The 14,687-nt window shown below is 56.0% G+C and carries 8 protein-coding genes; 4 read left to right on the top strand and 4 right to left on the bottom strand.

The window, feature by feature from the left end:
- Positions 1-25: 25 nt before the first annotated feature.
- The 4 genes from BQ8290_RS06485 to BQ8290_RS06465 all read left to right on the top strand — a co-directional run bounded on the left by BQ8290_RS06485 (position 26) and on the right by BQ8290_RS06465 (position 9,742).
- On the top strand, positions 26-3,088 hold the full coding sequence (locus BQ8290_RS06485; protein ID WP_108788633.1) for an adenylate/guanylate cyclase domain-containing protein: 3,063 nt from the start codon (positions 26-28) through the stop codon (positions 3,086-3,088).
- Between the two features lie 54 nt (positions 3,089-3,142).
- Positions 3,143-5,455 carry a S41 family peptidase gene (locus BQ8290_RS06480; protein ID WP_108788631.1) on the top strand — a complete coding sequence of 771 codons (2,313 nt, stop codon included), beginning with the start codon at positions 3,143-3,145 and terminating at the stop codon, positions 5,453-5,455.
- A 147-nt stretch (positions 5,456-5,602) separates the two neighbouring features.
- Positions 5,603-7,813, top strand: coding sequence for a M3 family metallopeptidase (locus tag BQ8290_RS06475; RefSeq protein WP_108788629.1), 2,211 nt, complete (start codon positions 5,603-5,605; stop codon positions 7,811-7,813).
- A gap of 192 nt (positions 7,814-8,005) precedes the next feature.
- Positions 8,006-9,742 carry a solute:sodium symporter family transporter gene (locus tag BQ8290_RS06465; protein ID WP_108788625.1) on the top strand — a complete coding sequence of 579 codons (1,737 nt, stop codon included), beginning with the start codon at positions 8,006-8,008 and terminating at the stop codon, positions 9,740-9,742.
- On the opposite strand, the gene BQ8290_RS06460 is transcribed toward BQ8290_RS06465, so the two are convergent.
- The 4 genes from BQ8290_RS06460 to BQ8290_RS06445 are packed head-to-tail and all read right to left on the bottom strand — an operon-like array spanning position 9,728 to position 14,668.
- Positions 9,728-10,642 (bottom strand): TauD/TfdA family dioxygenase, encoded by a 915-nt coding sequence (locus tag BQ8290_RS06460; protein ID WP_337661078.1) that lies wholly within the window; start codon positions 10,640-10,642, stop codon positions 9,728-9,730. The two genes, BQ8290_RS06465 and BQ8290_RS06460, sit on opposite strands and share 15 nt — an antisense overlap.
- Position 10,643: 1 nt before the next feature.
- On the bottom strand, positions 10,644-11,588 hold the full coding sequence (locus BQ8290_RS06455) for an aldo/keto reductase (RefSeq protein WP_108788621.1): 945 nt from the start codon (positions 11,586-11,588) through the stop codon (positions 10,644-10,646).
- 16 nt (positions 11,589-11,604) lie between these two features.
- Entirely contained in the window at positions 11,605-12,696 is a 1,092-nt protein-coding gene (locus BQ8290_RS06450) for a Gfo/Idh/MocA family oxidoreductase (RefSeq protein ID WP_108788619.1), read from the bottom strand.
- A gap of 43 nt (positions 12,697-12,739) precedes the next feature.
- Positions 12,740-14,668, bottom strand: a complete 1,929-nt coding sequence (locus BQ8290_RS06445) for a beta-galactosidase (protein WP_108788617.1) — start codon at positions 14,666-14,668, stop codon at positions 12,740-12,742.
- Positions 14,669-14,687 lie beyond the last annotated feature (19 nt).

The following is a 14,687-nucleotide window of genomic DNA, read 5'->3' as shown; positions in this document are numbered from 1 at the left end:
AGCCGGGTGGGGCAGGTAAATTTTGTTGCTGGAAAAACTAGGATTGAGCCGTGCAAACGGCGAGGGTAGCGCACAATCTGATCTGGCGGTGTCACGGCCACAGGGCGAAGGCGGCACGAAACGGCTGCTCTACTCCCTAGCAACGTTGATTTTGCTGCTGGCGTTGTGCGCGCCATTTATGACGGACTCGACGGAACAGACCCCCCCTGAGTTAACCGATGGGACGATCGACTTTTCGGCCTATGGCGAACTCACAAAACCGGTAAAGCTGGAAGGCGAATGGCGTTTCGATTGGGATGACACGAACGAAACGACTGCAACGCGCGCGGTTGAAACTGTCCTTTTGCCTGGACTTTGGACTGCCAGTGATCCTGCATTGCCTAGAACAGGGCGAGCCACATACAGTTTGGAGATCACGGGCCTTACGCCGGGGTCATACACGTTGTTTGTGCCGTTGGTGTACAGCGCGACCGAGGTTTCGATCAACGATGAGCTTGTTTCGGGGAGGGGCATCGTCGGATCCACCCGAGAAGACACTGAATACCAAGTTCGATCGCAGACCATCCATTTTGACACCGAAGTTGACCGGGTAACGATCGATATAGATGTCGCCGCATTCCATCACAAAGATAATGGTTTGGAAGCAGCACCCGTGATTGGTGAACGGGCGATAATGGGCGAATGGTCCGCTCTGCGTTGGTCAAGAGAAACGCTGTATCACGGCACCTTGTTGTTGATTTTGTGCTTGAACATATCTGTTTTCGTGATCCGGCGAAGCGATAAAGCTGCACTGCTCCTTTCTATTTCAGCGGTGGCCTTCATGACGCCAGCTGGTGTTGCGGGCTTTGACAATCTCTTGCTGTTGGTTGCTCCTAACGTGACGTTCCAACAGATGAGCTTTCTGATATCAATTTCGCTTACCATCGCACCGTTGACGTTTTTCGCATACGCACAGGCGCTCTATCCTGACGAAACACCCCGATGGGTCGCAAGGGTCGTCTATGTTGCTCTGCCGTTTTTTGGCGTGATCCATGCGACGATGATCGCTTTCAACTACACTTTGGAAGCCTCGTTGCTCCAACGCTATATGGCGTTTGGGAATGTCGCGACCTTGGCTGCGGTCGCCTTGATCGGGTGCCGGGGCTGGATCAATCGAAGAACTGGCGCAGGGTTGTTCTTTATCAGTTTGGCCGGATTTGTTGCGATTTTTGCGATGAACGCTTTGATCCACACAGGCCTCTTCCGGGAAACTGAGATTCCGGCTTACTCTTTGGCTGCGTTGAACCCGTTACTGATGCTGTTTTCGCAGGTCATTATCATGGCTGAACGGTGGGGAACTGCTATCACGGACATGGAAGATCGCAACCTTGAGTTGAAGCGGTTGTTGGATATCAACACCTCAATATCGACCGAGATTAAGCTAGAACCGTTGCTGCGCAAGATTGTTGGCGTGACCAGCCAAATTATCGCTGCGGACCGATCGTCCTTGTTCTTGTACAATCCGCTCAACGATGAATTGTTAACTTCGGTGGCCGAAGGGATGGGCGAACGGCAGATTCGACTTGATCCCGATAAGGGGATCGCGGGCGCTTGTCTGAGGGCAAAAGAGGCGATCTTCGTCGAAGATGCATATGCTGATGACCGGTTTGATCGCAGCGTTGATGACAACACTGGGTATCGCACTCAGTCCATTTTGGCGGTGCCGATTTTGTCCAAAGACGGCAAAGCGCTGGGCGTGATGCAAGCGTTGAACCGCAGCGGAGGTCAACCGTTTTTGCAAGATGATTTGTTGCGAATGAATGCCTTTGCATCCCAAGCGGCCATCGCAATCGAAAATGCCAATTTGTTCGAAGAGGTCGTGTCCGAACGGAACTACAATGACAGCATTCTGGGGTCGCTTGGCAATGGGGTCATCACGATCGGCCGCGACGGCAAAATCGTAAAAAGCAACGCTGCGGCTGAAAAAATCTTGTCGCGGGATAAGGATGAATTTGAAGCTGCCGAAATCGGCCTTATCCTGCGTTTGCAGAACGAGACCTTGAACGAGGACTTTGTTCGTTCGCTGTCCCAAGGTGAACAATCCAACCTCACTGATGTCGATTTGGACATTGATGGTGGCGTATCAGGAAAATCGGTCAATCTGTCGGTCTCACCTTTGTTGCGCGGGGCCAATGCCGCGCCCGAAACGCTAATCGTTCTGGAAGACATTTCAGAGAGCAAACGTTTGAACGGTACATTGCGCCGTTTCATGCCCCAAGAAATCGTTGACGAAGTGCTGGGCAAGGACACCGAATTGCTGTTTGGTAATGCCTTGGATGCGAGCGTTTTGTTTGCCGACATTCGCGGCTTTACCAGCCTATCGGAGCAGCTCAGCGCACGCGGCACCGTGGATATGTTGAACGAAGCCTTTGGCGATATGTGCGAGGCGATTTCATCGACGGATGGCGTTGTCGACAAGTTTATCGGCGATGCGATCATGGCGGTCTACGGTGTGCCGTTGAGCCGGGACAATAATTCCGAACTGGCGGTGAGCGGGGGGCTCGCCATATTTGGCGCCTTGCGCCGCCTGAACAGCATCAGAGACAAACGCGGTCAGGGCGCTCTTGGCTTGGGTGTAGGCATTTCAACTGGCGAGGTTGTGGCTGGCACAATCGGATCGCAAAAACGGATGGATTACACGGTCATTGGTGACACCGTGAATTTGGCGTCGCGTCTCGAAGCATTGACCAAAACGTATGGCGTGCAAATGATTGTGTGTGATCAAACCGCCGCGAATCTGGGTTCCGACTTCCGTGTTCGGAACTTGGATTTGATTAAGGTGCGCGGCCGGCAAGCATCCACGACACTGTACGAGGTGATCGATCAAGATCGGCCAGACATAGGCCCTGGCTACGACGATATGCTGGCCGCGTACCAAAACGGGCGGCAGTTTTATCACGAGGGTGATTTCAAACGCGCTGCCGCGGCATTCGTCGGCGCATTGGAAGCCGACCCGACAGATGAGCCGGCAAAAATTATGCTGGACCGAACGAAAAGCTTGATGCGACGCAAATTGGACGGCGATTGGGACGGCGTGTGGCAGGGATAGGGCCGTGGTGGTACGACGTGCCATGGTGGAGGACGCCATACCAACGATGAGGCGATGATGACCAAACCAATCCTATCAAGCCTATTGCTTTTTACCGCCGCGACGATCGCCTTTCCGACCGCCGCACAAGATACAGCACAAGACCCCGCTCAGAACGCTGACATCCTGATCAATGCAGGCGTTGAAGAAACCAACACGGAAGGCATGCCGACCGGCTGGTTTAGCAACGGGAATAACGGCACCGGCTACATGTTGGAATTGGATAGAGAAACGGCCGTCCACGGGCAACAAAGCGTCCGATTGACCTCAACCCCCGACCGGGAAGCCAATTTTGCGGTGTTTGCCCAAGTGGTGGATGCGAGCGCCTATCGCGGTCACAAATTGCGCTTCACAGCGCAGGTGCGGGCGGGTGCAACTGTCTCTGAACATCTGGGTTTGTGGTTCCGTGTTGATCGGGACGACGGGACGATCGGCTTTTTCGATAACATGCAAGATCGGCCGATCACCAACCGCGCATGGGACACCCACACGATCGAGGGGATCGTCGATGCCAACGCAACGAGGATCACGGTCGGTGTCTTGATGACCGGCGATGGTGAGGCGTGGTTCGATGATGCTCAATTGGTGGATATGGGACCGGTCAGCCGCCGCGAAATCATGACCCGCGCGCGTGAGAACCCCCGATTGACGACCATGGATGGCGACATCGCCGCATCGCCGGTTTCCGCGCGCGGATTGCAAAACCTTTCTGCGTTTGCGCGATTATACGGGTTGGTTCGTTGGTTTCATCCATCGGCCGCCGCAATCAACGCGGATTGGGATAGCGTCGCGTTCCGCGCGATCCCGCGGGTCGAAAACGCTCAGACCGCAGAACAGCTCGCTCAGATACTCAACGACACTTTCGCCGAATTGGCTCCCGCATTGGAAGTTGTGCCGGGAGGGTTGGACAATTTGCCTGACGAAGCTCCGCAAAGCGGCCCCGGCTTTGTTTGGCAGCATTTTGGACTGGGCGGATCCTCGGCGATCTATTCCTCGGCACGGATTGCGATTGACGACGTCCGCGATGGGACCGTGACATCTGAAGCCTTGCCCGGCGGAGTGTCGTTCCGATTGCCCCTATTCACCGTCGCCGATGCGGGGGAGGCGGGCGAAGGCACAACCGCCCAAGCGGCCGATGGTTATGGAGATAAGCCCGAAGGCTGGACCCCGTCCGGTCATGATCGCACGACCCGAATTGCGGCCACAATAGAGGCCGGGGTGACCTTGGAGCATTTCTACCCCTACTGGGATGAGGTCGATGGGGATTGGGATGCAGCGTTCGACCGCGCTCTTGCCCAAGCGGCAGAGGCGGCTGACGACAACGCGTTTCGCTCCGCCCTACAGCGATTGGTCAGTGCCATCGATGATGGGCATGGCGCGGTGCGGTACCCGTCCAATATCAACGCCGCTTTGCCCATCGATTGGACGATGATTGATGGCAATCTGATCATCACCAAAGTGGGCGCCTCCGCCGCCGAAACCGGATTGGAGGCTGGGATGGTGGTCGATACGATCAATGGTCGATCAACCGAAGAATTCTTTGCGGATCGGATGGCCCAATGGTCCGGCAGCGATCATTTCGTGCTGGCCATGGCTGAGACTACTTCCCGGTACGGCGTCATGGACGAAGCATTGGAACTGGGCGTGACGAGAGGTGATGGTGAAAACTCGACCGTCAATGTTTCGATGCAAGAATTCTCAGCCGATGCATCCTTTGCCAGTTTGCGACCCGATGATGTTGCGGAAATAGAACCGGGCACATTCTACGTCGATCTAAGCCGGATAGGTCAGGCCGATTTGGATGCCGCGATTGAACGTTTGGCAGAGGCAGATGGGGTCATATTCGACCTTCGCGGTTATCCGCGCGTGAACACGCAATGGTTGCGGCATTTGATCGATGAGCCGGTCCGATCGGCAAAATTCCTAAAACCGGAATTCACCGGCCCGGACGCAGAGGCGCGGTACGACGTTGATGGCGGATGGAACGTAACGCCGCTGGCTCCGCGTGTGACGCCAAACATCGTGTTCCTCACCAATGCGACCGCAATCAGTTATTCTGAATCGATCCTAGGCACGGTGAAGGCCAATGGATTGGGTATCATCGTCGGCAGCCCAACCGCCGGGGCAAACGGCAACGTGTCTGAGGTAACGTTACCGGGCGGATATCGATTGCGGTACACTGGCATGCTCGTCGTCAATCGCGACGGCACCCGGCATCACATTGATGGCGTTCAACCCGATGTCCTGATCGCGCCGACCCGCGAAGGGGTGAGGCAAGGGCGCGATGAGGTGTTCGAGGCGGGGTTGGCCATCGTGTTGGGAGAATGATCGATCCCCAATTTTGGGGCGTGCCGCGATCACTCGTCTTGCAATTCTGATCAATCCCTTGTTCAAGCCGTCTATCCGACAAAGGCGGATGGCTTGCGGTGACCCGATGGTCACGCGCCGCCGCCAAGACAAGCAAGAGAGAATTTCATGAAGAATCCCGGACTTACCTCGATCCTTTCGACCGTATCAGCGGTCGCTTTGTTGACAGGGTGCACCGCCTATTCGCAAGGAACCGACATGGCACCATCGACACAGGTTGCATCGGACGCGACCGCCATTCCCGTGGGAACCGGCTATTTCGCATCGGACAGCGAATTGCCGTTCCTGACGCCAGATTTCTCAAGGATTTCAGAGGATGACTACGTTCCCGCCTTTGAACAAGGCATGGCCATCCAAGCGGCCGAAGTTCAGGCGATCGTTGACAATCCCGAAGCACCAACTTTTGAAAACACCATTGTAGCGCTTGAAAAATCGGGTCGCATGTTGGGGCGGGTCGCCCGCGTATTCTTTGCTTTGACCGGCGCGAACACGACCGACCGACTGGATGAAATCAACACAGAGATGAGCCCAAAGCTCTCTGCTCATTCTGATTCCATCACACTCAACCCCGCTTTGTTTGCTCGGGTAAAGGCGGTTTATGACAACCGCGCCGCGATGACGATGACCCGCGAAGATGCGAAATTGCTCGAAGAAGCGTACAAACAAATGGTCCATGCGGGCGCTTTGTTGACCGATGCACAGCGAGATCGAGTAAAGGCGATCAACACGGAATTGTCGACATTGACGACCGAATTCAGTCAGGCCGTTCGCGCCGCGACCAATGACCAACCTTTGGTCGTGGATACCGCCGAAGAGCTGGCCGGTCTTTCCGACGCCGATATCGCTGCCGCTGCGGAATTTGCCACATCCAAAGGGTTCGATGGGAAATACGCCATCGCTCTGCAAAACACGACCCAACAACCCTTGTTGCCGGCATTGGAAAACCGCGCCACCCGCGAACAATTGTTCACGCTAAGCCACAACCGTTCGGACGGCACCAATCCAGCGCATGACACGCGTTTGTTGCTCGCCAATATTGCGGGCCTGCGTGCAGAAAAAGCCGCGTTGTTCGGGGAACCGGATTGGGCCAGCTACACCATGTATGATCGCATGGCGAAAACGCCGCGCACGGCGCTTGATTTTATGGAGCAAATGGTCCCTGCATTGGCCGCAACACAGCGGCGCGAGGCGGCCTTGTTGAACGAGGCGATCGCCAGCGAAGGCGGCAATTACGAAGTGAAGCCGTGGGATTGGTACCGCTATGCCAACAAGGTGAAAGCGGAACGGTATGATCTCGATGAAGACGCCGTGATGGAATATTTCCAGCTTGAAAAAGTGCTGGAAGAGGGCGTGTTTTACATGTCGGAGAAGCTGTACGGCCTGACGTTTGAACGCCGCACAGACATCCCGACCTACCACCCTGATGTATGGGTTTACACCGTGTTCGAAGCGGATGGCTCTGAATTGGGATTGTTTTTCTTTGACCCGTTCCAGCGCCCATCAAAACGCGGCGGCGCGTGGATGTCTAACTTTGTCGATCAAAGCTATTTGTGGGACACGAAGCCGGTCATCTACAATGTTCTGAACATCCCCAAGGCGTCTGATGGCGAAGTGCAATTGGTAAGCTTCGACAACGTCAACACGATCTTCCATGAATTCGGCCACGCGCTGCACGGCTTCTTTGCCGATCAACGTTATGAAAGCCTGTCCGGCACGGCCACGGCGCGCGATTTCGTTGAATATCCAAGCCAAGTTCACGAAATGTGGGCGTCGTATCCCGAAGTTCTGCAAAACTACGCGCAGCACTATGAAACCGGTGAAGTGATCCCGATCGAATTGGTGGAACGGATCGAAGCGGCGTCGAAATTCAACCAAGGGTATGATTTCGGCGAAGTGGTCGAAGCGGCCTTGTTGGATATGCGATGGAGCGCGTTGACCCCTGAGCAAGCATCGGCGATCGACACACCAGAAAAAGTGGACGCGTTTGAACGTTCCGCTCTCGAAGATCTGGGGCTTGAAATTGATCTGGTCCCGCCGCGCTATCGTTCGACCTATTTCAACCACATCTTCAGCTCACCTGCGGGATATTCCGCAGGCTATTACAGCTATTTGTGGACCGAAATGCTCGACCGCGACAGCCGCAAATGGTTCATCGACAATGGCGGAATGACGCGTGAAAACGGCCAACATTATCGCGAAACGGTTTTGAGCCGTGGCGGCACGATGGATTATTTCGTGATGTTTGAAAACTTCGCGGGTCGCCAACCAGATGTTGGCCCTATGTTGGAAGCGCGCGGATTGACCGACGGCGCAGATTGATTGACCTAAAAGCGTGCGCGCGGATTGTATCTGCGCGCACGCTTTTGCGTTTTGGGGCGGATCGTTGACGCTGTTGAACGGTTCGCACAACACAGCGAAAGATCGCCGACAAACAAACGCCGATGAAACACTGCAATTTGGAGCCCGCACGTTGATCGATCACTATTGCATGATGCGAGCGGTACGCTCGGTATGAGCGATGCGGGATTGCTATTCACCGGCGCAAGCTGTGTCTTCTTCATGGCGCTGGTCGGCCTAATCAGCTGGTTGAAAACGCGCGGAACGACCGACACAAAAGAGGGATATTTCCTTGCAGGGCGCGGGTTGGGCGCGACGTTCATCGCCGGCTCTTTGTTGCTGACGAACCTTTCGGCTGAACAACTCATCGGGCTGAATGGGTCGGCCTATGGCTACAATTTGTCGAGCATGGGTTGGGAAGTCACCGCGGCCATCGCAACGATCGCTATGGCTTTGGTGTTCTTGCCCAAATACCTTGCCGGAGCCTTCACCACTCTACCGCAATTTTTGAACGATCGGTTTGATCCCGTCGTCCGCCGGATGTCGGTGATTTTGTTCATGTTGGGCTATGGCCTCGTGACCATTCCCAGCGTTTTGTATTCGGGTTCTGTTGCGGTGTTGTTGTTGTTCGACGTGCCGGGTTTGACCGGCCTCGATTACTTCCAATCCTTGGTGGCGACCGTGGTGGTGATTGGGATCACGGGATCAATCTATGCAATTTTCGGCGGTCTGCGTGCAGTTGCGGTGTCCGATACGATCAACGGCATTGGCCTTTTGATTATTGGGATATTGGTGCCGGTCTTTGGTTTGATCGCGTTGGGGAATGGCGATTTTGGCGCCGGTCTTACGCAGATCGGGACGGAGCACACCGAAAAATTGAACGCTATTGGCAACGCCGATGCGCCCACGCCCTTTGGCACATTGTTCACCGGGATGATCTTCGCCAACCTATTTTACTGGTGCACGAACCAATATGTGATCCAACGGACATTGGGCGCCAAAAGCTTGGCCGAAGGGCAGAAAGGCGTTCTGTTTTCCGGCTTCTTCAAAATCCTTGTGCCGTTCATGATGATGGTTCCGGGGGTCATAGCGTTCCACCTTTATGGCCCCGAACTTGGTACGATAGACGAAGCGTATCCACGGCTGATCCGCGACGTTTTGCCGGTCTATCTGTCTGGCTTTTTCCTCGCAGTGCTGCTGGGCGCGGTGTTCAGCTCGTTTAATTCCTTGCTCAACAGCGCGGCGACGTTGTTCAGCTTGGACGTCTACGCCCCTGCGAAAGAGAACGCGGCCGGTGGCAAGGCGGATGATGCCGAATTGGTCCGGGTTGCCAAAATCGCCAGCCTTGTGATCGCAGCCTTTTCCTTTGTGGTCGCCCCAATGCTGTATTTTGCCGAGCAAGGGCTCTGGCAGATCATTCGGGTCTTTACCGGGTTCTACAACATCCCGACCGTTGTGATCGTGATTGTCGGGTTGTTCACCGCGCGCGTTCCGGCCCTGGGTGCAAAGATCGTTATCATCTTCCACGTGGTCACATACGGTTTGCTAAGGTTCGTCTTTGACGAGGCCATCACCCTCCATTTCCTTCACCAATACGCGATCCTGTTCGTGGTGGAGGTTGCGATTATGCTGGTGTGCGGTTGGGTTCGGCCGCGCGAAAAAGCGTGGCAGTTTACCCGCAATGAGAAAGTCGATCTCACCCCGTGGAAATTTGCAAAGCCATTGGCCGTCACGTTGTTCTCTTGCGTCGTGGCGACCTATTTGCTGTTCTCGCCCATCGGCGTCGCCTCGCAAGCGGGGCCGGGCTTGGTCTTCGCGGCCTTGATCGGCGCTATAGTCATCGCAAACCTCACGCTTTGGATTCTTGCAATGCGTCCTGTTTTGGCGGAGCCAGCCCTACGCAATCAATGAGGCAAGGACCCGGCGTTTTCCATTGAATGGACGGCGGCCATGCATCACGGCGAAATTGTCGATCAATGCGACATCACCGGCCTGCCATGCCAAATCATAGGTCAATTCATCCGCAATGGTGATGGCGGGGGCCATTTCATCGTTGGTGATCGGAGTGCCATCGCCAAAGGTGATCGCCCGGTTGGAATCATTACGGCTGTCGGCCCATCCGCGAAACGCAGCGATCAATTGGTTGAAGAAACTGCGCCGACCATCGGGCAACAAACGGATCGCATCCAATGTGGGCGTGGTCGCGCGCAAGGAACCACCGTCGCGCCATTCCCAACTGTATCCCAATTGAGCCAATCGGGCCTCTGCCGCTTGCGTCGTCTCCGCGCTTAACGTGCTGCGCCAACTGCGTCCTTGGCCCGAACCGGCATCGTCATCACCGGGCATGACATTGGTGTAGCGCACGCCTTGTTCTTCGACACGCGCCACAAATTCTGGGGCTTCGTTTGACAATCGATCCAACACCCAATCCGATCGGCAAATCGGGGTGGCGCCGCCTGACCCGGGCGCGATCTCACAATAGAAAAACAATTTCGCCGGGTAGATCGGAGTTTGCGCCATTTCATGATGCAAAAAGATCTCTGTCGTCGGAGGGGCTTCGTTCGCCGTGAAAACGCGCGGCGTGACGTTGGTGCGCACCGCGTTTGACAGCGAGTCTTCATAAGTAAAGCCGGCTTCGCCATACCCGTTGATCGCGGCATCAAAAGCCTGCGGATCCGGCACGTCAAAGCCTCTAAAAAGCACCGCACCTGCGTCGAACAAATCGGCGTCGACGGCGTCTTTGTTGCTTTGAAGATACGCGGCCAGGTCGCCGGTACCGGTGGTGATTGCTGGAAATTCTGTTTGGTTCATATCAATCATAGATCGGGTGAAATGTGTTGAAGGCTTCCTGCGCGAACACGCCAGGATCGTTGAAGCGACGGTTTTGATTGAGAGCGCCAATCGCCGCCATTTCAACATTGCTCAATTCAAAATCGGCAATATCAAGATTTTCGCGCATGCGTTCCGGCTTGGTCGTTTTGGGGATGACCGCGGTGCCGCGTTGCACGCCCCATTTCAACAGGACCTGTGCCGGCGTTTTGCCATGCGCTTGCGCCGCGACCATCACAGGTGCCGTGCCAAGCAAGCTCTCACCCGCTTCGGCCATGTTCAATTCGAAATAGCTTTGCGCCCCCAACGGCGAAAACGCGGTAACATCGATCCCGTATCCGGTTGCGCACCGAATTAGGTTTTCTTGGCTGAGATAGGGATGCGCCTCGATTTGCAACATGGCGGGTTTGATCCGCGCATAGGTCATCAAATCATGGACCAGTGCAGAATTGTAATTGCACACGCCAATGCGCTTCACGAGGCCCTTTTCGACCAGACCCTCCATCGCCTTCCATGTTTCGTGCAAAGGCACCCTTGCGCGTTGCATGACGGGATCTGTGGCGTCGGGATTGTGCAGCCATTCGGGCGGGTAGCGTTCGTCGATCGGCACATATTCCAAAGCGATCGGGAAATGGATCAAGTATAGGTCAAGGCAATCGAGTTGCAGATCGGCCAGCGTTTTGCGGCAGGCCTCTTCGACGTGTTCGGCGGCGTGAAATGTGTTCCACAATTTGGATGTCACCCAAACATCATCGCGGGAAATGAGGCCTTGGGCGATCGCCTTTGCCAAGCCGTCGCCGGTTTCGGCTTCGTTGGCGTAATCGGCGGCGCTGTCAAAATGACGATATCCCGCGCGGATCGCTTCGACGACGCTGTTAGCGGTGTCTTCGCGGGGGATTTTCCAAAGGCCAAAGCCTACTTGCGGCATAGTTTGAAGCACGGTGTTAGACCTCGTCCATGAATTGGATGTCGACCGATTGGCCGGTTGCGATACTGTGTTGTGCGGCGGCGCCCATCGCGACAGAGCGGTAACCGTCGCGCGCGGTGATCAATGGGGGCGAACCAGTCACCAAAGCTGTGTGGAAATCGCGTTGTTGATAGTAGGTCGCGCCATGGTGGCTGCCCGCGTCCAACGCCTCTTGCGGTGTGTCCACCGTTTCTATCTGCACGCCCGTTTTGTCGCGCGGGGACCATGCCACTTCGCCGCGAGGCAATTTGACTTCCATTTTGCCTACCGGGCCGACCGCGCTGATCTCTTCTTGTTGTTCGGATCCCTCGGCGAACATAGATAGGTCGAGCATGGCCCTCGCGCCGCCAGCGAAATCGACGGTGACAAATGCATTGTCGAGTATATCGGGTGCTTCGCCGTCATAGCGTTCGTCAAGATGGTTCACGTCCTGCGATCCGCTGGCATAAACGCGCACGGGTTCATCGCGCAAAATGTGTCGCATCAGGTCAAAGAAGTGACAGCATTTTTCAACCAAAGTGCCGCCCGTGTTGCGGTTGAACCGGTTCCAATCCGCGACTTTCACTAAGAATGGAAAGCGGTGTTCGCGAATGGCGAGCATTTTGATGTCGCCCGCTTCGCCCGCGTGAAGACGTTCAATAAAGCGGGTGACCGGCGGCATGTACCGGTATTCAAGGCCAACCCAGAACAGGTTGGAATAGTCTCGTGCCGCCATTGCCAATGTTTGGGCGTCGTCCAATGTGGTGCACATGGGTTTTTCGAGCAGCACCGCAGCGCCTGCATCCATCACCGGTTTGACCACATCGAAATGGGTGAAATTGGGTGATGCAACGATCACTGCATCGGGCTTTGCCTGATCCATCATGGCGGCGTTGTCATCGAACAACTGCACATTTTGGCCCAAGGCCTGCGCCTGTTTCAAAGCCCCTTCGCGCGAACCGGCATCGGGATCGGCAATGGCGATCAATTGTGCGCCGGGCACAAGCGCGAGATTGCGCATATGTTCGCGGCCCATCATGCCACAGCCGATGATCGCGTATGTTTTGGGAATGTTTAGCGGATTGCTCATGCGGCGCGCTCTTGTGCGTTGCAAGGTCGATTGGCAAGCGGGATCATGTTCGTTCCCACACAGTGACGCCGGCGGGAGATAGGGAACTTTCGCCCCAAACTGGGGTGCCCAGACCCAAACCAGCGGTATCGATCACACGAGTCGAATAATTGAATGCAAAGACATGCGTGGCGCTGCGCCGGACGCGCAAGCCATGGGGCAGGGGCGTCAGCTCCAATCCGGCCTCTTTGCCCATGCGTTCGACCAGTAAGTCGATCAGTGAACGATCCGGCCACGCCGCGATGTATCGATGGTTGCCATGCACATAGACGATGCCGCGACCGCCCGACAAAGCGAATTCAGGTTCCAAGTTGCTCACCACGTCTTCGCGCCAGCGCGACACGGTCCAGCCAACTCCGATTTCGGATACGCCATCGCGCAAGGATTCCACCCGCGTGATTTTGATCGGCATGATCCGGTCCAACGCGCCGGGTGGCAGATCGTCGGGAATGCAAAAGCTCTCCGTCTTGCTGCCCGATCGCGGTCCGATAAGGACGGGGCATTCCAACGCCGCAATTTTCTCGACAAAGCTGTCGCCAGCTATCGGCATGGTCGGCACAAACACCGCTGAATAAGCAGTCAGGTCGGCATCGGGCGAAACAATATCCACATCCAACCCATGGCGGCGCAAGGCCGAATACCATTCATAGGTCAGCTCCAGATACCGAAAGCTCTGCCCCTGAGGTTGAATGCCGCACACCCATGCGGCCTCGTAAGAAAACACGATCGCGACGGGGGCTTTCGCAATGGATTGCGTGCCGAGCTTGCCAATCGCGGCGGCCGCTATGCGCGCTTCGTCGGCGGCCTCGGCGTCGCTGTTGTCCGGTCGCAACAGGCCAGCATGCATCTGTTCTTGCGCAAACGGCGCTTGTCGCCACCGGAAATAGGCCGTGAATTCCGCGCCGTGCGCGTAGGCTTCCATGGTCCACAGTGCGACCATGCCGGACAAGGGGGCGGGGTTATAGCGCGCCCAATTCACCGGGCCGGGCTGTTGCTCCATGACGCCCCACCGGCCGTTGGCGCATCCGCGATACAAGTCGTGATGAAACGCCGCGATATCAGGGTGGCCCTGTCGCAAATATTCGCGTTTTTCATCGGTCGAGAACCAGAATTGTTCGAGGAACCCAAGCGGGTAACTGTCCCATGTGGCCACGTCGAGGTCGCGACCCACATCGTGATGATCAAACTCTGTGAAGAAGCCCATGAAATTGTGGGTCATGTCGCGACCGGGCGACAATTGGCGAAGAATGTCGACCTGCGCGCGGTTGAAGCTCGTAACTTCGTCCGACGCAAATCTGCGGTAATCCAACCAATGGGCCGGGTTCGCCTCTGTCACGGTAAGGTTGGGCGGATCGACCTCGGCAAAGTCGCGATATCCCATGCTCCAAAACACATTGCCCCATGCGCGGTTCAACGTGTCGATATCGGCGTAGCGGGCTCGCAACCATTGGCGGAACCGGTCGGCCGCGCTTTCGGAAAAGCTTAGGACGGTGTCATGGCACCCATATTCATTGTCGGTTTGCCACGCGGTGATGGCGGGATGTGCGCCATATCGTTCCGCGATTTGGGTTGTGATCCGGGCCGCTTCCGCCCGATACCCCTCATGGGAAAAACAATAATGGCGCCGCGATCCAAATCCGCGCGGCCGCCCCTTTTCGTCAACGGCGACCATGTCCGGCATCCGATCGACAAGCCATTTGGGCGGCGTGGCGGTCGGCGTGCACAGCACCACTTCCAACCCGGCACCTTCCAAGACGTCGATCGCCCGATCCAACCACCCCCAATCGAAGACACCCGGTTCAGGCTCAATCCTGCTCCATGCAAATTCACCGATCCGAACAAGCGATAGGCCCATATCGGCCATACGGCGCGCATCGTCGGCCCAGACGGTTTCGGGCCAATGTTCAGGAAAATAACAACAGCCCAGTTTCACGCGACACGCCTTCTTCAAT

Source organism: Erythrobacter sp. Alg231-14, assembly GCF_900149685.1.
In the GTDB taxonomy this organism is placed as follows: Bacteria; Pseudomonadota; Alphaproteobacteria; order Sphingomonadales; family Sphingomonadaceae; genus Erythrobacter.
The sequence above is the reverse complement of the archived record's forward strand: the minus strand, read 5'-3'. Positions and strand labels throughout refer to the sequence as shown.

What these genes read in the sequence shown, in the direction of transcription:
- BQ8290_RS06465 (WP_108788625.1), top strand. Translation starts at nt 8,006, where the DNA reads ATGAGCGATGCGGGATTGCTATTCACCGGCGCAAGCTGTGTCTTCTTC.
- BQ8290_RS06450 (WP_108788619.1), bottom strand. Translation starts at nt 12,696, where the DNA reads ATGAGCAATCCGCTAAACATTCCCAAAACATACGCGATCATCGGCTGT.
- BQ8290_RS06460 (WP_337661078.1), bottom strand. Translation starts at nt 10,642, where the DNA reads ATGAACCAAACAGAATTTCCAGCAATCACCACCGGTACCGGCGACCTG.
- BQ8290_RS06480 (WP_108788631.1), top strand. Translation starts at nt 3,143, where the DNA reads ATGATGACCAAACCAATCCTATCAAGCCTATTGCTTTTTACCGCCGCG.
- BQ8290_RS06475 (WP_108788629.1), top strand. Translation starts at nt 5,603, where the DNA reads ATGAAGAATCCCGGACTTACCTCGATCCTTTCGACCGTATCAGCGGTC.
- BQ8290_RS06455 (WP_108788621.1), bottom strand. Translation starts at nt 11,588, where the DNA reads ATGCCGCAAGTAGGCTTTGGCCTTTGGAAAATCCCCCGCGAAGACACC.